Raw genomic sequence first — 24849 nt, 5'->3', positions numbered from 1 at the left:
GAATTTAAAATGAAATCAGAATTAGTTAATACCGCCCCTTTATTCTCATCAATTGAGCTTGGCCCTTTTACACTTAAAAACCGTATTGTGATGCCACCTCTTACTCGCTCTCGCAGCACTCAGCCTGGCAATATTCCTAATGAATTAATGGCTGAGTATTATGCGCAGCGGGCATCGGCTGGTTTTATGGTTACCGAAGGCACACAAATAGAACCTCGTGGACAAGGCTACGCTTGGACCCCAGGTATTCACTCGCAAGCACAAATTGAAGGCTGGAAAAAAGTAACACACGCGGTACACGCTAAAGGCGGTGTTATTTTTGCTCAGCTTTGGCATGTAGGGCGCGTATCGCACGCCACACTACAACCAAATTCAGGTAAACCGGTTGGTCCTTCAGACATTGCAGCTGACAATGTAAAAGTATTTATTGAAACCGCACCTGGTGAAGGCGCATTGGCTGACCCAAGTGAGCCTCGTGCGCTAACAACAACTGAAGTTGGCGAACTGGTAAACATGTATGCTCAAGCTGCACGCAATGCTCTAGAAGCTGGCTTTGATGGTGTGGAGCTTCATTGTGCTAACGGCTATTTAGTTAATCAGTTTATTTCTGAGCATACTAATAACCGTGACGATCAATACGGTGGAATGCTTAGTAATCGCCTGCGCTTTTTAAAAGAGATAGTTGAAGCGGTAAGTGACGTTGTAGGCGCAAACCGTTTAGGTGTACGCTTTGCTCCTTTATTTGAAAGCACAGATGAAACACGAGTGTATTTAGGGCTTGTTGAATCAAACCCTCATCACACTTATATCCAGGCCGTTAAAGTGCTTGAGCAAGCAGGTATTGCTTACTTATCGATTGCGGAAGCTGATTGGGATAACGCTCCCGATTTACCACAAGAATTTTATAAAGCAGTCCGAGCTGAATTTTCAGGGCGCATTATTTATGCAGGTAAATACACAGTAGAAAAAGCAGTGCGTATTTTAGGTGAAGGTTACGGTGACTTATTTGCATTTGGTCGCCCATTTATAGCTAACCCTGATTTACCAGAGCGTATAGCAAATAATTGGACGTTTAACGAAGCTGATGCAGCCACTATGTATGGCGGTACTGAAGTAGGTTATAGCGATTATCCTTTTTATCAAAAGTAATTAACCAGCAAAGCCAAGGAAGGCTTAATTACTAATTTAATAGCCATTTTTTATGACACGACTAATCATTTTGGTATATTAAAACGTTCCTATAATCGTCAAAAACTAGAGATTATGTCAAGAACCGTCAGTAAAATGTAAAAAGCTGTAAGCATAACTCCGTTTGCTGTTGTATGTCAGTTAACATTCAGTTTGAGCCGCTAGTATTGAACCCAGTTATGTAAAAACATAAACGAGGCAATACTATGAAACTTACTTTTTTACTACCTGCCCTGCTCGCCATTGGCGCAGTATCAGGCTCTGCGCTTGGAGCACAAAACGAGCGAGAGAATGATAAAAGCTTTAAACGCGATCACGACAAACGTGTTGAATATAAACGCGATGAACGCCGCCATGAAAAAAAGCAGCGTATTGAGCATAAAAAAGAAAAACGAGAAGACCGTAAGCAAGAAAAACGTAAACTTGCTAAGTACAAACAGGAAAAGCGTGAACTACACCGCTACAACCAGCGAAAATATAACTACTTAACAAGCCATCACAATTCAGTCGCTTACAGACAAAATCGATTTATAAACCATTTACCACGCAATAGCGCATCAATCAGATTTAATGGTATTTCGTTTACGTTTAACGACGGCCTTTATTACCGTAAAGCTAAAAGAGGCTACCATGTTGTTAAACCACCTAGAGGCCTGCGTATAAATACGCTACCAAGAAATTACAGGCATTTTAAACACCATAATACGACTTACTACACTTATCAAAATGTGTACTACATTGCAGATAATAATGGTTATACGGTTGTTGATGAGCCATCAACTCGCCTTAATCAGGCAATAAAAGTGGGTAATGTGAATGACTATAACTTGGGCCAAACTTACGATTCATTGCCTCAGACAGCACAGGCCGTAATAATTAACTCACAGCAGTATTTTAAATACGGCGATATTTATTTTTTACCGCAAATAAGTGGTGACGACATAAAATACCTTGCCATTAAGCTAGGTTAAACTCGCTATAAATTAAAAGGCCTTACTGTAAATAGTAGGGTCTTTTTCATTCCCCTCCGTAGGTAGTAATTTACAGCAATAAAATCAATTCTCTCTAAACATTAACATGTCTTAGTATTTGTAAGCTTTTTTGTTAAACTAGCTCGCATATTAATAGTGAGAGTGTAATTATGTCGGGTGAGTTTCCACGTGCTGGTTTTTGGCGCCGTTTTGCGTCGTTGGTCTACGATACGTTAGCCATTATTGCGTTTGCGATGTTAACTGTAGTGCTGTATTTATTTGCAGTACAGGGGCTTATTTCTCTCGATGTAATTAGTTTAAATGGCGCAGAGGATGTATCTGCATTTATTCAAAATTCAAATCTTCTTTCGGGTATTCGTACCGCTCTTTTAATTATTGTTAGCTTAGTATTTTTTGGCTACTTTTGGACTAAAAGCGGGCAAACCATTGGCATGCGTGCATGGCGTTTAAAAGTACAAACTCTTGAAGGTAATTTAATTAGCTGGCCGCAATCAATTATCCGCAGCGTTAGCGCTTTACTCGGTTTAGGTAATTTGGTGGTGTTAGTCGATTTTAAAAACAAAAAGGCACTGCAAGATTACATCTCTAAAACAGAAGTTATTGCACTTACTAAAGAAGAGAACAGGCGTATTTATAGTGAGCTTGATTAATACCAGCTTTCCAAAACTGGTAATTAAAAAGCAAAAAGGGTGACCACTGGTCACCCTTTTTAATGCTTTGCATAGGTACTCTATACCCGTTTATTCATCAAATATGTCGCAAAGCCTATAAATATAATACTGGGTAATACCGCCCCTATAATGGCAGGTATTTGGTAAACCATAACTACAGGGCCAAATATTTCATTAGTTAAGTGAAACACGATCCCCGTTACAACACCCATAATAATACGTGCGCCCATAGTAACGGTACGCAGTGGGCCAAATATAAACGAGAGCGCCACCAGCAGCATTACCGCTACAGATACAGGCTGCATAAGCTTACGCCACAGAGCGAGCTCGTAGGTACTGGTGTCTTGTTCGTTTTGCTCTAAGTAAGTTAAATACGACCAAAGCCCAGTAAATGAAAGTGACTCTGGTTTTACCGAAACAACCCCTAACTTTTCAGCGGTCAATTGTGAAGGGTAAAACTCTTCTGGTAGTTGCTCTGTTGTGGTTTTTTCGCTCGTAATAATAACCTTATTTACATCACGAAGTAGCCAGCCTTCTTTTCGGCTCAGTGCATCTTTTGCTTTAGTAATTTGGGTAAGCTCTAACGATTTGTCAAAGTGGTACATGTGTACCCCGTTGAGCCTGCCGTTTTCGTCAACATCTTCAATATTAATAAAATTGCTGCCGTCTTTAGCCCATACACCTTTTTGTGTGTTAAATACATCGCCGCCATGTATTGCTTGGTTACGCATTTCTTTAGCGTGTAATTGCGCTTCAGGTGCACCCCATTCGCCAAGTGCCATCATGCATACAGCCATAAATATGGCCGTTTTCATCACAGAGCCAATTATTTGTAAGCGCGACATACCAGCCGCTTGCATCACTACCAGCTCACTGTTTGAGGCAAGTGCCCCCAAACCCGTTAGGCCACCAATTAGCGCAGCCATCGGAAAAAACACCACTAAATCGCCAGGTATTGTGTAAAGCGTGTAAAGCATTGCGGTCATTAAATCGTAACTGCCACGCCCTACCGACTTTAGCTGGTCGATAAACTTAATTAAGGTGCTAATACCAACAAGTACCAACAATGCAAAGCCGGTAGTTTGTAAAATACTGCGGCCTAAATACCAATCAAGCGTTTTCATCATGAGCCTAACTCCCGCTTAGTTACAACGGCTTTAAGCCAAGCGCCCAACGGTCGCCCTTTTATAATTAATAATCCACCTATAAACAAGGCACTTAGATGAATCCACCACAAGCCAATTGAAGGCGGAATTTTGCCATCTTCAACTGCAAATTTAGCGGCATTTAGTAAAATAAAATAGCCTAAGTACAAGCTTATAGCAGGTACTAGTTTTGCAAATTTACCTTGGCGAGGATTAACCACACTTAGCGGTACTGCCAGTAAGGTAAGTAGCGGAATTGATAACGGAATAGCGAGTCGCCATTGCCATTGAGCAATAGATTCAGGAGTATTTATAGCCAATAATTGGTTAGTTGGCACAGCCTCTAATTTACGGCGTTGGTGTTCTATTTCTTGTTCTCGTATTTGTACGCTGTAACCATCAAATTCTGTTAAGTTAAGTGCAGGCGTTGTGCCATCTGTTTCGTAGCGTTTACCGTCTGTTAGCACGAGCTGTTGCTCACCATTTACGGCTTCAACCACAACACCTTGCTCTGCATATACTAAGCGCGCTAGGTTGCCTTTTTCGCTATCGGGTAACTGTGCAACAAATACCTTATTGAGCTCTTTGCCACCCTTTTCAATATTATGAATAAACACCACGGCTTTTTCGTTACCGGTTTCTTGGAACCGCCCAGCTCTGAGTGCAGATAACCCCGCATCGGCTTTGGCTTGCTCTTTTAATTGATACTCTTGCTCGCTTGCCCACGGCGCTATATACATAGTCAGTGCGGCGGCTAATATAGCAAGCCCTACACTTGATATAAGTGTTACGCGCACAACATACCATTCACTTACGCCACAGGCTTTAAGTACGGTCATTTCGCTATCGGCGTAAATACGGCTGTAGGCTAAAATAATGCCTAAAAATATACTCAGCGGAAGTATTAGCGAGGCTAGTTGTGGAAGTTTTAGTGCAATCATCGATAGCACTAATTTAGCAGGAATGCTGCCCTCAGAGGCATCACCTAAAATACCAACTAACTTTTGTGACAAAAATATTGTCATCAAAGTTAAAAATACGGCGACCTGCGATTTTAAAACCTCAGCGGTCAAATAACGGAAAATTAGCAATGCTCGCCCCTGTTAAACATGGAATTTCACTACGATAGTGAGAATTGAATAGTTAAATGGCTATTTTACCCAATTAATACCGGCAAATAGGCTATTATTATAAGCCATCAGAATTAATTATCCTACCTAAGTGCACGATATAATGTTGCATTAGTAGCCCTTAAGCATATAAAGTTCAATTACACAGTAAGAGTCTAACAAAATCAGCTAAAATAAGAATTATCTTTACATAAGTTACGTAGATAAGACTAGAAAATACTTTTTTAGCCCCAACTTAGTAACTTAAACGACTCAAAACCAGGAGTAACAATGGAATTTAACGTAAAAAGTGGTAGCCCAGAAAAACAGCGCAGCGCATGTATTGTGGTTGGCGTTTACGAGCCACGTAGGTTATCCCCCATTGGTGAACAACTCGATAAAATTAGTGATGGTTATATCTCTAATTTACTTCGCCGTGGCGATTTAGAAGGTAAGCCAGGCCAAGTTTTATTATTGCATCATGTACCTAATGTATTAAGCGAGCGCATATTGCTTGTTGGTTGTGGTAAAGAGCGTGAGCTTGATGATAAGCAATATAAACAAATCATTTCTAAAACTATTAATACCTTAAACGAAACGGGCTCTATGGAAGCAGTCTGCTTTTTAACAGAGCAACACGTTAAAGGTCGCGACACCTACTGGAAAGTACGTCAGGCAGTTGAGACAACGCAAGACTGCTTATATACGTTCAACCAACTGAAAAGTAAAAAAGTAGACCCTCGTCGTCCACTGCGTAAAATGGTGTTTAACGTACCAACACGACGCGAACTAACTATTGGCGAAAGCGCTATTGAGCATGGTTTAGCCATTGCTGCAGGTAGTAAGCTATGTAAAGACGTAGCTAATATGCCACCAAATATTTGTAACCCTGTGTACTTAGGTGAACAAGCACAAGAGCTGGCAACTGATTTTGACAACATTACTGTTGATCTTATTGGCGAAAAGCAAATGGCAGAACTTGGTATGAATTCTTACCTAGCTGTTGGCCGAGGTAGTGATAACGAATCGATTATGTCGATTATTAACTACAAAGGCGCCGCTGATGACCAAGCCCCTATTGTACTTGTTGGTAAAGGTCTAACGTTTGATTCAGGCGGTATTTCATTAAAACCAGGCGAAGGCATGGACGAAATGAAATACGACATGGGCGGAGCAGCAGGCGTTATTGGCGCAATGCGTGCACTTGCACAAATGCAATTGCCGATTAACGTTATTGGTGTTTTAGCGGGTTGTGAAAACATGCCTGGCTCAAATGCGTATCGCCCAGGTGATATTTTAACAACAATGTCAGGGCAAACAGTTGAAGTGTTAAACACCGACGCTGAAGGCCGCTTAGTATTATGCGACGCACTAACATATGTTGAACGATTTAACCCAGATACGGTTATTGACGTAGCAACGCTAACTGGCGCGTGTATTGTAGCCCTTGGCGCGCATGCTACTGGTTTACTATCAAACCATAACCCACTTGCACACGATTTATTAAAAGCGTCTGAGCAAAGTGGCGACCGTGCATGGCAGTTACCGTTATGGGATGACTATCAAGATCAACTAGAAAGCCCATTTGCTGACTTTACGAACTTAGGTGGACGCTCTGCGGGTACTATTACTGCGGCATGTTTCTTATCTAAATTTACTAAAAAGTATAATTGGGCACATTTAGATATTGCCGGTACAGCGTGGCGCAGTGGCGCTAAAAAAGGCGCAACGGGCCGTCCTGTTCCTATGCTTACTCAGTATTTATTAAATCGAGCGGGTGTAAGCGAAGCTACGCACGATTAATAATCTATTTAGCTATTTATAAGGCGCCATTTGGCGCCTTATTTATTTGTGTATTAATTGAAGCAAACCCCGTTATATGGCAAAATCTGCCTCTTAATTTGTGTATATCAATTTGGTATACATTCAATGTCATGGGAAACCCCGATACAATGAACATGAACGCTAAATTTTTCGTTCTAAAGCAACAAGATGAGTCTAAAGCGAAGGCTGACGATCATTTTGCATTGGCAGCTCAAATTGCGGCCGATCAGTATCGAAATGGGCAGCGTGTGTTTATTTGTGTTAACGATAACGAAGCAGCCTGTGCCATTGATGAAATAATTTGGGCATTCGATCCAGATAGTTTTGTGCCACATAATTTACAAGGTGAAGGCCCTAAAGGCGGCGCACCTGTAGAAATTGGTATTACGCCACCTGTTGGCAATCGTAAAGTTTTAATTAACTTGGCTACTCAGTTACCGGATTATATTCGTCGGTTTAACCAAGTTTTTGATTTTGTACCCGTAGAACCAGCTGCTAAGCAAGCAGCCCGCGAGCGTTTTAAAAAGCTACGCCAACTCGGTGCCAATCTCACCACGCAAGATATTAATAGCTAGCCAATCAGGCAAACTAACCAACTAATTTAAGTACTTATTTAAGGTTCTGTGTAATGGATAAAACCTACAATCCGCAAGATATTGAACAGTCTCTATATCAAGACTGGGAACAAAAAGGCTACTTTAAGCCATCTGGCCAAGGCGTACCATATTCAATTATGATCCCGCCGCCAAATGTCACTGGTAGCTTACACATGGGCCACGCCTTCCAAGATACAATAATGGATACCCTAACGCGTTTTAAACGTATGCAAGGTAACAACACATTATGGCAAGTAGGTACTGACCACGCAGGTATTGCAACGCAAATGTTGGTTGAGCGTAAACTGCATGCCGAAGAAGGCAAAACACGCCACGATTTAGGCCGCGAAGATTTTATTAATAAAATCTGGGAATGGAAAAAAGAATCTGGCGGTACTATCACTAAGCAGCTTCGTCGCCTTGGCGCATCGGTTGATTGGGATCGTGAACGCTTTACCATGGATGATGGTTTATCTGAAGCTGTTAAAGAAGTGTTTGTACGCCTCCATAAAGAAAACCTAATTTACCGAGGCAAGCGCCTAGTAAACTGGGATCCAAAATTACACACGGCTATTTCTGATCTTGAAGTTGAAAACAAAGACAAGCAAGGCCACATGTGGAACTTACGTTACCCATTAGCTGATGGCGTTACAACACAAGACGGAAAAGACTACATAGTAGTAGCAACAACACGTCCTGAAACCATGTTGGGTGACTCGGGTGTTGCAGTAAATCCTGATGATGAGCGCTACACAGATTTAATCGATAAAGAGATTTTATTACCCATCGTTAATCGTCGTATTAAAATTGTTGCTGACGAACACGCCGATAAAGATAAAGGCACGGGCTGTGTAAAAATAACCCCAGCGCACGACTTTAACGATAACGAAGTGGGCAAGCGTCATCAAATGCCTATGATCAACATTTTCGATAAAGACGCCGCTATTCTTACCCAAGGTGAAACATACACCTTTGACGGTAAAGAGCTTGAGTTTGATGCACCAATACCTGAGCGCTTGCACGGCCTAGATCGTTTTGCAGCGCGTAAAGCAATTGTGGCAGAATTTGAAGAACTAGGTTTACTTGAAAAAATTGAAGACCATGGTTTAACGGTTCCTTACGGCGATCGCTCTGGTGTGGTAATTGAGCCACTGCTTACCGACCAATGGTATGTACGTGTTGCACCACTTGCTGAACCTGCAAAAGACGCTGTTAAAAACGGCGACATTCAATTTGTACCTAAGCAATACGAAAACATGTACTTCTCGTGGATGAACGACGTACAAGATTGGTGTATTTCACGCCAGCTTTGGTGGGGTCACCGCATTCCAGCTTGGTACGACAGTGAAGGCAATGTATTTGTTGGTCGCGACGAAGCTGAAGTACGCCGTGAAAACAACATTGCAGATAACGTAACACTAAGCCAAGACGAAGACGTACTTGATACGTGGTTCTCGTCAGCACTTTGGACTTTCTCTACACAAGGTTGGCCTGAAAATACCGATGATTTAAAAACCTTCCATCCGTCTGACGTGCTGGTAACTGGTTTTGATATTATTTTCTTCTGGGTTGCGCGCATGATTATGATGACGCTGCACTTTGTGAAAGACGAAAATGGCAAACCACAAGTTCCGTTTAAAACCGTGTATGTAACGGGCTTAATACGTGATGACAATGGCGATAAAATGTCTAAGTCAAAAGGTAACGTACTTGACCCACTAGACATGATTGACGGCATTGAACTTGAAGACCTAGTACAAAAACGTACTGGTAACATGATGCAGCCAAAACTTGCCGCTAAAATTGAAAAAGATACGCGTAAAGTATTTGCAGGCGGTATTGAGGCACACGGCACCGACGCCCTTCGCTTTACACTTGCTGCAATGGCATCTACCGGTCGTGATATTAACTGGGACATGAACCGCCTTGAAGGTTACCGTAACTTCTGTAATAAATTATGGAACGCGAGCCGTTACGTATTAATGAATACAGAAGAGCAAGACTGTGGTTTTGCAAACGATGCACAAAAAGAGCTTTCATTAGCTGACCGCTGGATTTTAGGTCAATTTGAGTCAACAGTTAAAACATATACTGAGCACCTTGATAACTACCGCTTTGACTTAGCTGCTAACACGCTTTACGAATTCACTTGGAACCAGTTCTGTGATTGGTACTTAGAGCTAACTAAGCCGGTATTATTTAAAGGTAATGAAGCGCAGCAACGTGGTACACGTAATACACTTATTACCGTACTTGAAAGCTTACTGCGTTTAATGCACCCAATGATGCCGTACATCACTGAAACGATTTGGCAACGTGTTGCACCTCTTGCAGGCCTTGAAACAACAAACACCAGCATTATGGTTCAGCCGTTCCCTGTATATAATGAAGCAAGCGTTGATGCTAAAGCGATGGACGACTTAGAGTGGGTTAAACAATTCATTTTAGCTATTCGTAACATTCGTGGTGAAATGGATATTAGCCCAAGTAAACCGCTTAGCGTATTACTTGCTAATGCATCAAGCGACGACGTGCGCCGTATTGAAGAAAACAAATCATTTTTAGCATCACTTGCAAAAATTGAAGAGTTTACAATGCTTGAAAACAAAGACGACGCACCTGCATGTGCAACGTCTTATGTTGGCAACCTTGAGATCATGATCCCAATGGCGGGCTTAATTGATGTAGAAGCCGAGCTTTCACGTATTAATAAGCAACTCGAAAAAGCAGAAAAAGGCCTAGCACAAGTGCAAAACAAACTCGCTAACGAAAAGTTTGTTAATAACGCACCTGAAGCGGTACTTGCTAAAGAAAATGCAAAACTGGCTGAGTTTAGCGATGCTAAAACTAAGCTACTTGAGCAAAAAACTAAAATAGAAAGCTTATAAGCTTTCATAAAATGTCTATTAACACTATTTAATAGGCATTAAAAAAGCCGCTCACTTTAATTAAAGTGAGCGGCTTTTTTGTGCCCTGTGATTAACCACGAGACACTTCTACATTAAAACTTGTAGTTATACTGAGCGCCAAGTAATACCGCGTGGCCTTTAGATTCGAAGCCCCACTGGCTGCCCGAGTCATCAGCTTCTGTGAACGTTTGTGTTTTACCACGGATGATACTTACACCAAGATCAACGTTAGAGTTTTGATCAATTGTGTAGTTACCGCCAAACGAGAACCAAAAGCGATCGGTATCAGGAATAGAGATTGATAGGTGCGTTTGTGATACTGGAGACTCATCAAATGCAACACCGGCACGAAGTAGTAAATCTTCGTTGTATTGGTAATCAGCACCTACAGAGTATCTGAAAGAGTCATCAAACTGCTCTTGCTTTTCAAACGCAACAAACTTATCACCAGTTGGTAACGTTACTTGTGCTTCTAGTGATTCAAAGCTGCTCCAACCTGTCCATAATACACTGTAATGTAGGCCTAACTTATCATCTAACTGATGTGAGCCAGAAAACTCAGCAATAGCTGGTAGTGTTAGATCAACAGCTCCTGGTAGCTTAGCGCCGCCTGTACCACCAATAGCTGCTGGTAGATCGTTTGAGAAGTCACCATCAAATGTGATGTCTGTTTCGCTACGATAGTTAAAACCAAAACGGCTGTTATCATCTAGCTGGTACATTAAACCAACGTTTAAACCAAAACCAGTATCATCACCTTGAAGGTTTACAGCATCAGCACCAAAATCAATACCGCTTGCATTAGCACCCACTTTACGAATAACAGTTGCATCAGCATAAATAGCGTTTAAACCAATACCAAAGCTGAATTGCTCAGTTACTTTATAAGCAACGCTTGCATTAAGGTTAACAGTAAAGATTTCTGTTTCGCCAGCAATTTGGCCAGCAACGTATTCGTCGTTAAACTCTGTAGATAAACCAAAGTTAGAAAATGCTCCAAAACCAATCGATACTTTATCGTTGTAAGGCATAGTAAAGTAAACAGCAGGTACTACAGCACTTGGTGCAATGCTGTCGTCATCTAATGCACTTGGGTCAATACCGTTATTAGTACTTTCGCCTTCAATACTTACATCTGGAATTACACCAATAGCAGCAACACTTAGTTGTTTATCTTTAAATAAAGTCATTAGTGCTGGGTTACGTGCAACTACAGACGCATCGTCTGCGATAGAAGCTTCACCAGCGTATGCACGGCCTAAACCCGATGCATTTTGCTCTGATAATTGAAACGCAGCTGCAAAGCTATCAGCTGAAACAAATGCAAGCGAAGCTGCAATAAGAGTTTTAGAAAATTTCATTGTTGAGTCCTTAACCAAACTGACTGTCTGGGTACTATGTGTGTTGTTATTAGGATTTGAAACTTTGCTACACTACCTTAATTTTTTGTAAAAAACTCTATGAATGCGTCAAAAAACAGCAAAAAACATGTTATTTAACGACATTTTAACAACTATTTAAAACTCATCGGATGAGAAATGTGTTATTAGAGTTAAAGCTCTAATTGTAATTAATTATCATTTAGATTGACTTGAAATATATAGCAAATTACACTCACTATAAAATCGCAAAGGAAGTAAAACTGTGATCATTTTATTTATTATTACAGGGCTAATATTTTGTGGGGCGAGTGTATTTTGCTTTTACAAAGCAAACTACTGCGCATGCACTCAAGCAGGACAATGCGATAACCCCGTAAACCATTATTGGTTAGGGGCAATGTTAAATGCGTTGATTTCTTTAACGCTTTGTTGTTTTGCATTGCATGTAGAGTTAGGTACTTTGCTATGGTTAACACTGATGGGGAGTTGTTTTTTGGGTGCGTTTATTTCTGCAAAACAAACTAAAAAAAGGCAATGCAGTAAAACTAGTTCAACAAATGCTCTTTTAGCAGGCGAGACAAATTAATCTGATAATCAAGAGGCTTAACACTCGCTAGTATTTTAAGCTCTTGGGTGTGCTCACTTAAATCTATGTCTTTAGGTGTAACATGATGATTGTGCTTAGCATTATAAAATAGCTTAATTTTAGGTTTTATAGGATTTAATACGTTCCCCTCAAGCACTAAGGCTAAACGTTCATTCGTTAATTTTACAATAGTCCCTACCGGATGGACCCCTAAACACTTTATAAAGCGCTGAACTAACTCACCATCAAACAAGTGTTTATTGGCTAATAAGTAGCGTAATGCATTAATAGGCTCATCACCCTCTTGGTGCATTCTATCGGCTGTCATAGCATCGTACACATCTACAATTGCCATTATACGCGCCGGGCGACTTAACTTTTCAGCCTGCAGGCCTCGCGGATAACCAGAGCCATCTAAACGCTCATGATGATTTACTATCATATCGAGCATAAGGGGAGTTATACCCTTCTCACCTTTAACTAAACCTAAACCTTGGGCAACATGCTTTTTAATTGCTGCTAGCTCGTTATTACTTAGTTTAGTTGGCTTGGAAAATATACCCTGCGGTAATTTAGCTTGGCCTAAGTCATGAAGTAACGCCCCCATTGCAAGCTCTTGTACAACAGCCTTTTCATACCCTAAGTATTTAGCAAATACAGCAGTAAAAATGGCGCAGTTGATCATATGCCGCCAGTTATAGCTATGTTTGTCTTTTATACGAGTAAGAATAGTCATAGCGTTAGCATTACGAAAAACTGAGCTGACTATCTCGCTGGCAATTTCATCAAGCACTTTTATATTAACACTCAGGCCAGATGTTAAATCACCATATAATGATTGTAACTTTCGGCCATGCTGATCGTAATTTACAGTCGCTTTAGCAAACTCCTGTTCGATAGAAATAGCTATAGGTGTTTTTTCTACTTTTTTTTGGCTATTAGATGTTTTAGGTGCGCTTTGGGGCTTATATTTGGCAGGAACTGGCGCATCACCTTTAGTAAAATCTATAAGCAGCTCGAGCACCCCTTCAGACACTAAACGCTTAATAATAGATTTGTCGCGCACCAAGCCACTGGTCTTAATTTTTATGCTATTGATCCCCTCGTGTTGCTTAGTAACGCTATCAACGTACATACCAGGGGTGAGCTCAGACACAGGCAAAGTAATTAGCATAAAGGTGAGATTTTTTACATTTAAAGTAGATGTACCTTAAATAGCATTAATTAAGCTTAAAAGTCTAGTTTTTGAGTTATAAGTAGTGATATATAACTACAAAGGATTACTTGCTGTATCACTCTTATTAGCTGTAGTGGGTAACCTTATTTTATGGATAATTAAAACCCTCTTCTATTTTCTTAATAACCTACAACCATTTAGCACTTAAAAGACTATTTGAGTATTATTTTTACGCTTTTAAACAAACTTAATTAACCTAATTTGAACATAATGTGGTTTTTCCTCGGTCTAAATATACACAACAGCTATAAAAATTTAAGAGCATCAACGTATATGACAAAATTAAACCACCCCGTATCAAACTTAAGTGTAGCGGCAATAAACACCGTTTCTCCTTTGAGTCATATACTAAAAATAGCCGCTCCGCTGCTCGATAGCCTATTGGGCATCAATAAGCTGCGTGATATATACCTCTCTAATAATTTATCGGGTTTAGATAAACAAGAGTTTAGTGAAAAGCTGTTAAATGTATTAGGTATAAATGTGCTTGGTGCACAAGGTGTTATTGACAAAATACCAAAGCATGGCCCTTGCATAGTGGTATGTAATCATCCTTATGGCATGATTGAGGGCGTAATAATTGCAAATTTACTCACCCATTATCGTAGCGATACAAAAGTAATGGCTAACGTGGGTTTAAAAATATTTAAAGAAATTAAAGACTATTTTATTTTTGCTAACCCACTAAAACCAAAAGCAGCCATTAATACCAGCGCAATAAAACAGTGTTTTAGTCATGTTAAAAATGATGGCTTACTTGTGGTTTTTCCTGCGGGAAGAGTGTCATTTTTTCAATCAGAAAAACAGCGTGTAACTGACGGGCAATGGAATCGCTTAGCCGCTCAACTAGCTTTAAAAACACAAGCTCCTTTATTGCCTGTATTTATTAGCGGTCAGAATAGCTCAACCTTTTATAACTTGGGGCGTGTTTACTACCGATTTAGATTATTAATGCTAATACGCGAATTACTTAAAATTCAAAAAAGCTCTATTAGCTTAAGCGCTGGTAATTTACTTACACCCAAATTATTAAATAAGTTTGAAAAAACTGACGACATAAACGCACTTGCGCGCTTGCAATGTTACTTAAACGATGAGCGCTTTGTAACGCCTTGGCAAGAGGATAACCAATCAACACAGCTCAAAGCCATTATGCAGGAAGTTGATAAAACAAAAATGAAAAATGAGCTTGCTAACTTGCCAAGCGAGCAGCACTTAGTCGACTTTAAAGGTTACTCAGTTTATTACGGCTACCAAGAGCAAATACCTAATTGCGTTACTGAAATAACACGCCTCAGAGAAATAACTTTTCGCACATTAAACGAAGGAAGTGGCGAGCCATGCGACACAGATAAGTTTGATGCGACTTACATGCATTTGTTTATTTTTGATCATAAAAATGAAGAAATTATTGGTGCTTATAGAATTGGACAAACCGATTTATTACAAAAAAATAGCGACGTGAGCGCTCTTTATTTATCGCAAATGTTTAACTTTGAACCTTCTTTTATTAATCAGCAACAGCCGTGCTTAGAAATGGGTCGATCGTTTATAGTTCAAAAACATCAGGGCAGTTACCATGGTTTATTACTGCTATTTAAAGGGATTGGTGCGTTTATGGCGCAAAATCCACGCTATAGGACTTTATATGGCACGGTTTCATTAAGTAAACTTTATGACCCTCGTTCTGTTGCAATTATTGACCATGCAATGGTTAATAATAAACAAGGTGTTAGCGCCAATACGCCTTTTAATAATAAGCTCCACCCAGAGTTTGAATACTTTATTAATGACCACACGTTAAATATAAGCCATGTATCAGCATTGGTTATGGGAATAGAAGAAGATAAAAAAGACATACCGATTTTATTAAAGCAATACCATAAGCTAGGCGCTCAATTTCATTGCATGGGCATTGATAGCAACTTTAATCAAACGCCAGGATTACTTTTAAGTGTGCACCTACCAAGTGCGCCTGAAAAGCTACTTAAGCTCTACCTTGGTGATAAAAAGGATGATTATATAAATCACTCATAATTTTTACCTGCTGTATTAATATAGCAGGTAAAAATTGAGCAAAAAAAGTCGACGCTATTAATTGCGTCGACTTTTTTAGTTATGTAACAGCTATAAAAATATTTAGTTAAGCAGCAGCCACTTTTAAACAACCAATGCTACTAATGAGCTGAGACTGCTTATCAAAATAATTAAAACGTATAGTGTTACCAACTTTAATATGGCTAATACTGACCGTCATTGCATCTTCCCTTAGCATATTTACGCCATATTGCCCTTGTTCGGCTTTACTGTAATGAAACGCTAAAAACTGCTCACTTTCAGGATGTCTTAAATCAATAAGTTGCTTAAATTGTTGTTTACGTTTTTGTGTCACCGTTTCAAGCTCAACACCTGATGACGTAGCAAGTGGTTCAACTTGGCAGTGGATCAACTGCTTTGTATCCCACCTAACAAAAACCACGTTATTGTTATTTATCGATAGTCCATCCGGAAAAATACATAACTTAAAAGGCGCGTAGCCCGATAAATCCATGTTTTGTAATTGGTACAATGCAGGGGCTTTATTGCTCAGTAAATGAGGGATTAACAAACCTCTACTATGCTTTACCGCAGTTATATCAAATACACTTTGGTAATCGTTTAATAATGCGAGTGTTTGCCCAAAATGCGATACCCCAAGCCAAGTACCTCCTCCTTGCGGATCAATGGGGAAAATTGCATTGCCCTGGTGCTTACTTGGAGCGATTGCCGTTTCTCGTGTTTTTTGCTCATCGCGATTAAAAAATAGCTCGTAGCCATCATCAGTTAAAAAGTAGCTTAACGTGCACATTTTAATTTTGCATCGATTTTGGTTGTGCTGGCTGGCTATTTTCTCTTAAAAAAGTAGCTGTACTTGGTGCTAAACCAAAGCTTTGATCGAGCTGCGACTTTTGAGCAAAAGAAATTTGTGAAATCATCGCGTAATGGTGCACAGCGTGACTGCCTACAAAAATAAGCTCTCGCGCAAGTGATGTGGTTACTGTTTGTACATTTTTGCTTTTAATTGAAACTTCGCTTGAAAGTGATAACGGTTTATTAAAATCATCTGGACTTAGCTGTTCAATCCACGTTGTTATTTCGGCAATTTTTTTTATTGCAGCAGTTGGAGAGTTTTCAATATCTCCTCCTCTTAAGCGGCAATCATAATCTACTTTTTGCGTGCTAAAGCCGGTCATTAAAGATTGATAATGATCGATAATATGTCGCATATGAGCTCCAGCCGAGCTAATAAAGTTAGGAGTGATGACTTGGGAATAGTCCTCTTTAGTTACACCTTCAAGATAAGCGTGTCCTTGAGCTAGTATCTCTAATTGACTATTTAACATTAAATCGGTCTTCCTCATTTATCACTAAAACTTATATGCAAATAATTACAACATGATTTTTGGATGCTAATTTTGCATTGTATAAATAACTAGAAAGCTGTTTTTAAAATTAACTTTCAAAGTTTTTGCAGTAAATGCATTTTTAAATACAAGAGTAATTAATAAGAAGCTAGGTAATATAGAGAGGATAATTAATACATATAAAAGCAAATGGCGCTCTCGGTAGGGATCGAACCTACAACTCAGCCTCCGGAGGGCCACGTGATATCCATTTCACCACGAGAGCACATTTGTTGCCGCCACACCAACTCGCGATATCAGTGCTTTAGCACCCGCAATGATAAAGAGATCTTTAAATAAATACCAGTAAGATCAGCTTATATGCTTATTAATTAAACTCTTTTAAATAAAACACTTCACAAAGGCTTAAAAACACGCTATTTATTCTTATTAGATAAGAAACAGTAACGGTTTAGTAACATTAAAATTATGATTGTCGCTGTGAGGATTAGTTTAATACGAGGAAATAATAATGAGTTTAATGTCTACTGAGCAAGTCGCTGAATTTTTAGGTGTAAAAGTAGAGCGTGTAAAACGTCTCTCTAGAGAAAGTTTATTAATTGCTAAATCTGAAGACGAGAATGGCGAACCACAATTTGATGCGGCCGAAGTAACAAAGTACAAAGAGCTCGCTGAACGCTTTGGTGGTTTGTAACTTTTATAAAAAAGTATTAGTAACAAGTTTATTTAGCTGCGCACGTAACATTATAGATTTACTAGTTATGTTGCGCTCCTCATACCAAGCAATACATAACACCAAAAAAAACAGTTTATAGTAATTTAGCTTATCTATTGATGGGTAAAACGTGCTTGTTTTATCAACGCTATTTTTATAGTTGTTTAACAATGTACTGTCACTGCTCTCATTAAGATTAAAGCTCACTGCAAGGGCTGCCAAATCAAAATATACATCGTTAGTTTGCGCGTACTCAAAATCAATTAAATACATGCCCGAAGCATTTACAATAATGTTATCTTTTACCAAGTCATTATGACAAAAGCCTTCATCAAATTGCATGGCTGCAACTACTTTGAGTGCCTGCTCTATTTGAGGTTTATATTGCGTATATACGCCGGTGCTTTGATAAAAATGCAGCTCTTTAGCTATATCCATTGGCGCGGTAGACGCTTTGTAATTATGTACTTGGGCAAGTTTATTAATAAAGCTAAGCGTTATATCCGATTGCGCTGTATTACCTTCAATATAATTAAATACCGCACGGCTATTCTTTTTATCGAGCCAAACAGGCGCAGGACATATATTAAGCTCACTTAAAAAACGCTGTGCTTCAAGCCCTATGGCTGGCCAATGGCTTTTATAACACTTTAATAAATACCCTTGTTGTTTGGTACGTATTAAAAAATTATCGTTACTAAAACCATTTAGTAGTCGCTCGCTTGAAGTAACGCTAGTAGGCTCTATAAACGCCCTACACATTTTTACTAGCTGATTATGCTCAATCATTAATTAAAGCTGAGCTAGCGGCTTAGCTTGGCTTTGTTCGTACTCTTCGTACCAAGTTTTAAAGCCCCACGCGGCCATAATGGTATAAAATATAAAGAGCGCAAGCGTTGGGTAATAGCCTTTTTCATAATATAAATACATGGAAGCTGCATCTATTACAATCCAGTACAGCCAGTTTTCGAGGACTTTTTTAGCAACTAAGTAAGTAGTTACTACGGCAAAACACGTTGTAAAACTATCAAGATAAGCAAAATCGGCATGCGTATAGTTTTGCATAACGTAACCAATTGTAATTGCAGCTACGGTTGTTAAACTAATTAAAACAGCATGACGGTTTATCGACCACGATGTAATATTTAAATTTTCAGCTTTGCCTTTTCTCCATACAACCCATCCAAACACAGCCATATACATATAATAAAAATTAAGTAACGACTCCATGAGCAATGCGCCATTCCAGTACATAATTGTATAAATGAGCGTGCTAAAAAATGCCGCTGGCCAACACCATAAGCTTTCCTTTATTGCCAATAATAAGTACGCCATCGACAATCCTACCGCAATGTATTCCCAATGCGACATTGCTGTAAAACCGCTTAAGGTTTGTGTTAAAAAGTCCATATTATGCAATCACCGTTTAGTTGCGCCATTTGTTATACCAATCTGCTTATATACGGGGTCTATTTAACGGTAAGAAAATCACGCTAAAACTAGGCAAAAATTTTTGTATCTAGTTGTTCTAAATAAAAAATTTTAACGACGTTATAGTGCAATTTAATTCGTTAAATTGATCAAAGATTTATGCAGATTGGTATTATAGATTATTCAGGCGATAAGTCGCCAGAGAGAAACTTACATACAAAAATAGCTTTACCAAATTCTTCATATGAGCGCTTAATTTCGGTATTTAACACCTGCATTACTAAATCATAATCACCAAAAATTTGCGTTGATAGCGTATTAGTAATCACTTTTAAATTTTCGTATTCGTTTAAGCGGTCAATAAAGCCTTTAATAAACGGAATGTAATCTTGGTGAAGTGGATATTTACTGATCTCTACTGATAATTTCATTTTAAACTCTACTTTTTAATTATTTGATTTAAACAAATCATTCAATGCCAGTTCAATACAGTGTAAAATTATACTAACACTCAATTTAACTGAGCTTATTATGGCACGCAGAATAACGTATACATTTAAAAACCAACCGCGCGAAATTAACTTCGCAAAAGATAAATACCACGACATGTATCAAGCTATTGCTGCTGCCGAGGGTATTGATTTAACAAATTACTTAAATATGGTACGCCAAATAGAAATGACCTCAAAAGGGTCTGCTTCTGTTCGTAACTTTCGCGACCAAGAATTTGCCCGTATGGGCTTTAGCGACATTTACTTTATAAAAGAGTAATTATACCCAATTGGTATACGCTAAAAACTAACTATGGCTGATACTCATAACTTACGCGTGGTGTAATATTACATAATAGCTCGTAAGGAATAGTATCAGCGCACAGTGCTATTTCTTCAACTGGTAGCTCAGGGCCCCACATAGTGACTCTGTCGCCAACTTTAATATTATGCTCATTAGCGCCTATATCAACGCTGATCATGTCCATAGCTACGCTACCTACAATACCATAACGCTGCTCACCAATTATTACCGGTGTCCCCTCTTTAGCATGCCGAGGATAACCATCGCCATAACCCATAGCTACAACAGCTAACTTGGTTGGTTTATCGCTTTTCCAACGACCACCATACCCAACAGCTTCATTAGCAGGCACATCTCGCACTGCAATTACGCGCGTAGTTAAGCGCATAACTGGTTTTAATTTGTGTTGCTGCCCAATACTATTTGCCATTGGCGATACACCATATAACATAAGCCCAGGACGCACCCAATCGCCATGACCGCTCGGCCAGGCAATAATACCAGCCGAATTTGATAAACAATGCGCTTGGTCAATACCATTCACTAAATTATCAAACAACGTAATTTGCTGAACCGTTTTAGCATTATCAACGTCATCAGCACACGAAAAGTGGGTCATTAAATTAACGGTATTTTTAGCGTTAGGTGTTTTTTGCAAGCGGCTATAAAAGGCTTCAAACTGCTCTGGCGCAATACCTAATCGATGCATACCTGTATTTACTTTTAACCAGCATGTTATTGGTGCATCTAGCTTTGCTTTTTCAAGCGCCGCTAATTGGTACTCATCGTGAATAATAGTTTGAAAATTGTTGGCCAGCAGAATCGGTAAGTCGGCTTTGTTAAAAAAGCCTTCTAGTAAAACAATTGGTTTTGTTAAGCCCCCAGCTCGAAGGGCAAGCCCTTCATCTATACGTGCCACAGCAAATGCGTCAGCATTATTTAAATGCTGCGCAATCGTTACTAATCCATGCCCGTAAGCATTTGCTTTTAGCACCGCCATCACTTTGCTGTTAGGTGCAAAGCCCTTAACTTGCGCTAAATTATGCGCAAGTGCCGTTAAGTTAATTTCAGCAGTCGCTAAGCGCATTAGTAATCGTCATCTACCGCTGGTCCCGCGTAATTATCAAAGCGAGAAAATTGACCTTGGAATGTTAAACGCACTTTACCAATTGGGCCGTTACGTTGTTTACCTATGATAATCTCAGCAATACCTTTATCAGTACTGTCTTCGTTGTAAACTTCGTCACGGTAAATAAACATGATTAAATCGGCATCCTGCTCTATCGACCCTGACTCACGTAAATCTGAGTTAATTGGGCGTTTATCGGCACGTTGCTCTAGCGTACGGTTTAGCTGCGAAAGCGCAACAACCGGACATTTTAGCTCTTTTGCTAGTGATTTAAGTGAACGCGAAATTTCAGCAATTTCAAGTGTTCGGTTATCAGCAAGGCTAGGTACGCGCATTAGCTGCAAGTAATCGACCATGATCATACTAATGCCGCCGTGGTCACGCGCAATACGACGTGCACGAGAGCGAACATCGGTAGGTGTTAAGCCCGAGGCATCATCAACATACATTTTGCCTTTTTCCATCAACAAGCCCATTGTTGATGAAAGTCGCGCCCAATCGTCATCATCTAACTGACCTGTACGTACCTTAGTTTGGTTAATACGGCCAAGAGACGCTAACATCCTCATCATAATTTGTTCTGAAGGCATCTCTAGCGAGTAAATTAGCACGGGTTTGTCTTGAGTCATTGCGGCATGTTCTGCAAGATTCATCGCAAAGGTGGTTTTACCCATTGAAGGACGCGCTGCAACAATAATTAAGTCAGACGGTTGCAGGCCCGTCGTCATTTTATCAAGATCGGCATAACCTGTACTTACACCCGTTACACCATCTTGTGGCGATTGATAAAGCTCTTCTATTTTATCAACGGTTTTTTCGAGTATGTTATGAATACTTTGCGGGCCTTCCGTACTTTTTGTACGTTGCTCGGCAATTTTAAATACTTTGCTTTCGGCAAAATCGAGTAGGTCGTGACTAGTACGCCCTTCGGTATTAAAACCCGCTTCGGCTATTTCATTTGCCACGCCAATCATTTCACGTACAACAGCACGCTCACGTACAATGTTTGCGTAGGCATCAATGTTGGCTGCACTTGGCGTATTTTTAGCAATTTCGGCTAAGTAAGCAAAACCCCCAATACCTGCAAGTTTATTATTTTTTTCTAAACTTTCAGAAATAGTGATTAAATCTATCGGATCGCCAATCTCAGCAAGTGCCGTCATCGCCTCAAAAATTAACTTGTGCGTGCGGGTATAAAAATCCTGTGATACAACAAGCTCAGCTACGCGGTCAAAAGCTTGGTTATCAAGCATTAAGCCACCTAAAACAGATTGTTCAGCTTCTATTGAATGGGGAGGAACTTTAAGAGTATCGACTTGCTTATCTGGTTTGGCCATAACTTCACAGTAGTAAAATTGAATGGCTCTATTCTATCGACTTGCAGGGGCTGTGCAAATAGAAAAGCAGGAAATCTTTCCTGCTTTTTGTAATCGTGATGGGGAATGAGTGTTATTTGGTACGAAGCTCTATTCGTCCACTTATGGTATCCATTTCAACATTTGCATTACCGCCATTAATACTAAACTCTAAATCACTGGCTGGGCCATATTTAGCTTTACTGACTTTGTCACTACTGACTTTGTTAATGATTTTACCATTAGCATGGGCTTTAATTTCAAACTTTGCTGATACACTTTGTGGGAAATAAAAGTCGGCATCACCACTTACTGATTCAAAACGTACATCACCGCCTTTTAAAAGCTCGTTAATCTGTACTTCTGCTTCGCCATTGACCGTATTAATACGTAGGTTTTTAATAGCCGATAGCGTAAATTCTATATCGCCATTTACGTTTTCAAGGCGTACATCATTAGCGCTTGAAGTTGATTTAATATCACCATTAACAGCGCTAAAACGCAGCTCACCACTTGATTGCCTATCGTTAATTTCACCATTTACGGTTTCAAACTGAATATTCCCGTTTAAGTTCTCAGCGTTCACATCACCATTTACAGTGGTGAGCTTAATGTTGCCAGTAATATCATCTACCGTAATTTCGCCGTTAACCACATCAACTTCTGCGCCGTTTTTAAGCTCCTTTGCAGTCACCGATACATTAACGCCAGCAAACTCTAAACTACTGCTTTTAGGCATAAATATAGTTAGGTTTGAGCCGTCACCACTATTGCCCCAATTTGATTTACGGGGCATTTTTACAATAAACTGTGTTTTATCACCACTTGTTTTAAGCTCATAACCCTGTGCTTTATCATCAAGCTCGCCAGATACTTTAAATTCGTTTTTATCCCAGCCTGTAATATGTATATCACCGCGTTGGTTTTCAATAAAAATAGTGCCGCCACTTGGTACGTCTATTTGCTTATCTATTTTTTCACCCGCAAATGCCGCCAGTGGAAATAAGCTCAGTCCTAATAAAATCGCTTTCATATCGTACTCCTAAATGTGCTGCCAACGTGGCGCGTGCACCTTGTTAATTAAATCAAGTTGTTGTTGATATATTTGCGCTAACATTGTCAGTAGCGCTTGGTTTTGTGGTTCGTTTTCAAGAGCTTGCTTTATTGCTTGCTCAGCTTCTTCAAGTTCTTGTAGTTGCGTTTGCCAGTTAGTGGTTAATGCTTCTTTATTTTCGTATTCAACTAACAAACTATTTTTTTGAGCCGAAAAGTAATCACTTATAGCCACTACGGGCTGTGGTTCAGGTGCTATAACAAATATATTAACAGCAATTAAAGCAGCCACAGTACACGCTGCTATTGCCGTTAGTTTTGGCCAAATAATAGTGCTGTTTGGGTTCTGCTTATTATTAACAATTGCTCGCTCAATCCCCGCCCATAAATCTTTTTGTGGCGTAATTTCTTTATCAAGCGTGTTTAATGACTTATTTAAGTAGTCGTTAAAGTTTGGTTTACTCATTTTCATACCACTCTTGTAATAACTGCCTAGCACGATGATATTGTGACTTACTTGAACCAACAGTCATACCTAATTGCTCCGCGATTTCCTCGTGCCTGTAACCTTCAATAGCAAATAATACAAATACCATACGTGCGCGCTCAGGAAGCCTTACTATTAACTTATCGAGGCCATTTAAGCCTTTGCAGTCGTTAGCTGATTGCTCATCCATACCGCTGTGTTCAATACTTACTACTTTTTGTAACCAGTTTTTTTGCTTGCGCAGGTAACTTATCGCTACATTACTGGCAACACTATATAGCCAAGTAGAAAACTGCGAACGCCCATCAAACAATGCTATTTTATGCCATACCTGTACAAATACCTCTTGGGCGGCGTCTTCGGCGTGTGCTTGGTCTGCTAATAAGCGTAAACATAAACCGTATACTCGTTTTATATGTAACTCATAAAGCGTTGTGTATGCGCCTTGATCACCCGATTTAACTCGCTCAATGAGTGCAGCTTCGCACAAAGGCGTTGGTTCGGGTTTAACGTGTAACATCCGTGATGCCGCCTTTTAATTATTATTGTTGAGTTGCTATTTAAGTGTATTAATAAGTTAGACGTAATGACAGTTCGAAAAGGTTTAAAAGGAATGAAAAAATAATTGAATAAAAAGTGGCTTATGCGAGGCTTTATACCAATTCGCTTAATTAAGTGATCTATTTTGAGGATGGAAAAACGTGTTGATAGCTAGACAAAAAATTCGCTATTTAGTTGTTCTCGGCAATTGCTCCTGCATTGCTCTACCTTCTGCATCCATGCAGTCGTAAATGAGAATTTTTTAACACAGGTAGCGACACGTTTAGCCCCGCAAAATGAT

At 39.6% G+C, this 24849-nt stretch carries 24 protein-coding genes and 1 tRNA gene; 10 read left to right on the top strand and 15 right to left on the bottom strand.

Features of this window, described 5'->3' with window-relative positions:
• Positions 1–9: 9 nt before the first annotated feature.
• From H5090_RS15450 to H5090_RS15440, 3 genes are all read left to right on the top strand, one after another.
• The gene (locus tag H5090_RS15450; RefSeq protein ID WP_182696139.1) at positions 10–1149 is read left to right on the top strand and encodes an alkene reductase; all 1140 of its coding nucleotides are present in this window, start codon (positions 10–12) and stop codon (positions 1147–1149) included.
• 245 nt (positions 1150–1394) lie between these two features.
• Positions 1395–2159 (top strand): DUF6515 family protein, encoded by a 765-nt coding sequence (locus tag H5090_RS15445; protein ID WP_182696138.1) that lies wholly within the window; start codon positions 1395–1397, stop codon positions 2157–2159.
• A gap of 170 nt (positions 2160–2329) precedes the next feature.
• Positions 2330–2830 carry an RDD family protein gene (locus H5090_RS15440; RefSeq protein ID WP_002962012.1) on the top strand — a complete coding sequence of 167 codons (501 nt, stop codon included), beginning with the start codon at positions 2330–2332 and terminating at the stop codon, positions 2828–2830.
• An 80-nt stretch (positions 2831–2910) separates the two neighbouring features.
• Here H5090_RS15440 and lptG read toward each other — a convergent pair whose 3' ends face one another.
• Both lptG and lptF read right to left on the bottom strand, forming a co-directional pair.
• Positions 2911–3978: an LPS export ABC transporter permease LptG gene (gene lptG, locus H5090_RS15435; RefSeq protein ID WP_024603537.1), complete on the bottom strand. Its 1068-nt coding sequence runs from the start codon at positions 3976–3978 to the stop codon at positions 2911–2913.
• A complete protein-coding gene (gene lptF, locus H5090_RS15430) occupies positions 3975–5087 on the bottom strand; it encodes an LPS export ABC transporter permease LptF (protein WP_002962016.1) in 1113 nt (370 codons plus the stop codon). Before lptF ends, lptG begins: the two co-directional genes overlap by 4 nt.
• 309 nt (positions 5088–5396) lie before the next feature.
• Between lptF and pepA the strand changes: the two genes are divergently transcribed.
• From pepA to H5090_RS15415, 3 genes are all read left to right on the top strand, one after another.
• Complete coding sequence (pepA, locus tag H5090_RS15425; protein ID WP_101164139.1) at positions 5397–6908, top strand: leucyl aminopeptidase; 1512 nt, start codon at positions 5397–5399, stop codon at positions 6906–6908.
• A 149-nt stretch (positions 6909–7057) separates the two neighbouring features.
• Positions 7058–7504, top strand: coding sequence for a DNA polymerase III subunit chi (locus H5090_RS15420; protein WP_002962020.1), 447 nt, complete (start codon positions 7058–7060; stop codon positions 7502–7504).
• Positions 7505–7557: 53 nt separating this feature from the next.
• Positions 7558–10413: a valine--tRNA ligase gene (locus H5090_RS15415; protein WP_182696137.1), complete on the top strand. Its 2856-nt coding sequence runs from the start codon at positions 7558–7560 to the stop codon at positions 10411–10413.
• Between the two features lie 113 nt (positions 10414–10526).
• Here H5090_RS15415 and H5090_RS15410 read toward each other — a convergent pair whose 3' ends face one another.
• Positions 10527–11795 carry an outer membrane protein transport protein gene (locus H5090_RS15410; RefSeq protein ID WP_154903642.1) on the bottom strand — a complete coding sequence of 423 codons (1269 nt, stop codon included), beginning with the start codon at positions 11793–11795 and terminating at the stop codon, positions 10527–10529.
• Positions 11796–12078: 283 nt separating this feature from the next.
• Between H5090_RS15410 and H5090_RS20915 the strand changes: the two genes are divergently transcribed.
• Positions 12079–12402, top strand: coding sequence for a hypothetical protein (locus H5090_RS20915; RefSeq protein WP_310736003.1), 324 nt, complete (start codon positions 12079–12081; stop codon positions 12400–12402).
• On the opposite strand, the gene H5090_RS15405 is transcribed toward H5090_RS20915, so the two are convergent.
• Positions 12362–13576: an HD-GYP domain-containing protein gene (locus tag H5090_RS15405; protein ID WP_039490270.1), complete on the bottom strand. Its 1215-nt coding sequence runs from the start codon at positions 13574–13576 to the stop codon at positions 12362–12364. The genes H5090_RS20915 and H5090_RS15405 overlap by 41 nt on opposite strands.
• A gap of 336 nt (positions 13577–13912) precedes the next feature.
• Here H5090_RS15405 and H5090_RS15400 point away from each other — a divergent pair, with 336 nt between their 5' ends.
• Positions 13913–15676, top strand: coding sequence for a lysophospholipid acyltransferase family protein (locus H5090_RS15400; RefSeq protein ID WP_182696136.1), 1764 nt, complete (start codon positions 13913–13915; stop codon positions 15674–15676).
• A gap of 106 nt (positions 15677–15782) precedes the next feature.
• Here the strand turns inward: H5090_RS15400 and H5090_RS15395 are convergent, their stop codons facing one another.
• From H5090_RS15395 to H5090_RS15385, 3 genes are all read right to left on the bottom strand, one after another.
• Positions 15783–16487: an NRDE family protein gene (locus H5090_RS15395; RefSeq protein WP_182696135.1), complete on the bottom strand. Its 705-nt coding sequence runs from the start codon at positions 16485–16487 to the stop codon at positions 15783–15785.
• Position 16488: 1 nt separating this feature from the next.
• Positions 16489–17022 carry a DinB family protein gene (locus H5090_RS15390; RefSeq protein ID WP_033022198.1) on the bottom strand — a complete coding sequence of 178 codons (534 nt, stop codon included), beginning with the start codon at positions 17020–17022 and terminating at the stop codon, positions 16489–16491.
• Positions 17023–17233: 211 nt separating this feature from the next.
• Positions 17234–17308 (bottom strand) — tRNA-Arg (locus H5090_RS15385).
• Positions 17309–17554: 246 nt separating this feature from the next.
• Here H5090_RS15385 and H5090_RS15380 point away from each other — a divergent pair.
• Positions 17555–17737: a hypothetical protein gene (locus H5090_RS15380; RefSeq protein ID WP_039490259.1), complete on the top strand. Its 183-nt coding sequence runs from the start codon at positions 17555–17557 to the stop codon at positions 17735–17737.
• 3 nt (positions 17738–17740) lie between these two features.
• Here the strand turns inward: H5090_RS15380 and H5090_RS15375 are convergent, their stop codons facing one another.
• From H5090_RS15375 to H5090_RS15365, 3 genes are all read right to left on the bottom strand, one after another.
• Positions 17741–18547, bottom strand: a complete 807-nt coding sequence (locus H5090_RS15375) for a phosphotransferase (RefSeq protein ID WP_182696134.1) — start codon at positions 18545–18547, stop codon at positions 17741–17743.
• 3 nt (positions 18548–18550) lie between these two features.
• Positions 18551–19168 carry a nicotinamide riboside transporter PnuC gene (pnuC, locus tag H5090_RS15370; RefSeq protein WP_002963042.1) on the bottom strand — a complete coding sequence of 206 codons (618 nt, stop codon included), beginning with the start codon at positions 19166–19168 and terminating at the stop codon, positions 18551–18553.
• A gap of 200 nt (positions 19169–19368) precedes the next feature.
• Complete coding sequence (locus H5090_RS15365; RefSeq protein WP_002963043.1) at positions 19369–19620, bottom strand: hypothetical protein; 252 nt, start codon at positions 19618–19620, stop codon at positions 19369–19371.
• Between the two features lie 100 nt (positions 19621–19720).
• Here H5090_RS15365 and H5090_RS15360 point away from each other — a divergent pair, with 100 nt between their 5' ends.
• Positions 19721–19960 carry a DUF2960 domain-containing protein gene (locus H5090_RS15360; protein WP_002963045.1) on the top strand — a complete coding sequence of 80 codons (240 nt, stop codon included), beginning with the start codon at positions 19721–19723 and terminating at the stop codon, positions 19958–19960.
• Positions 19961–19991: 31 nt separating this feature from the next.
• Here H5090_RS15360 and alr read toward each other — a convergent pair whose 3' ends face one another.
• From alr to H5090_RS15335, 5 genes are all read right to left on the bottom strand, one after another.
• Positions 19992–21071 (bottom strand): alanine racemase, encoded by a 1080-nt coding sequence (gene alr / locus H5090_RS15355; protein ID WP_024596806.1) that lies wholly within the window; start codon positions 21069–21071, stop codon positions 19992–19994.
• Positions 21071–22450, bottom strand: a complete 1380-nt coding sequence (dnaB, locus tag H5090_RS15350; protein ID WP_002963050.1) for a replicative DNA helicase — start codon at positions 22448–22450, stop codon at positions 21071–21073. Before dnaB ends, alr begins: the two co-directional genes overlap by 1 nt.
• 112 nt (positions 22451–22562) lie before the next feature.
• On the bottom strand, positions 22563–23501 hold the full coding sequence (locus H5090_RS15345) for a DUF4097 family beta strand repeat-containing protein (protein WP_002963051.1): 939 nt from the start codon (positions 23499–23501) through the stop codon (positions 22563–22565).
• 9 nt (positions 23502–23510) lie between these two features.
• The gene (locus tag H5090_RS15340; protein WP_024596807.1) at positions 23511–23993 is read right to left on the bottom strand and encodes a hypothetical protein; all 483 of its coding nucleotides are present in this window, start codon (positions 23991–23993) and stop codon (positions 23511–23513) included.
• Positions 23980–24528, bottom strand: a complete 549-nt coding sequence (locus H5090_RS15335; RefSeq protein WP_182696133.1) for an RNA polymerase sigma factor — start codon at positions 24526–24528, stop codon at positions 23980–23982. Before H5090_RS15335 ends, H5090_RS15340 begins: the two co-directional genes overlap by 14 nt.
• Positions 24529–24849 lie beyond the last annotated feature (321 nt).

It is taken from the genome of Pseudoalteromonas sp. SR43-5 (genome assembly GCF_014163835.1).
GTDB lineage: Bacteria > Pseudomonadota > Gammaproteobacteria > Enterobacterales > Alteromonadaceae > Pseudoalteromonas > Pseudoalteromonas distincta.
The sequence above is the reverse complement of the archived record's forward strand: the minus strand, read 5'-3'. Positions and strand labels throughout refer to the sequence as shown.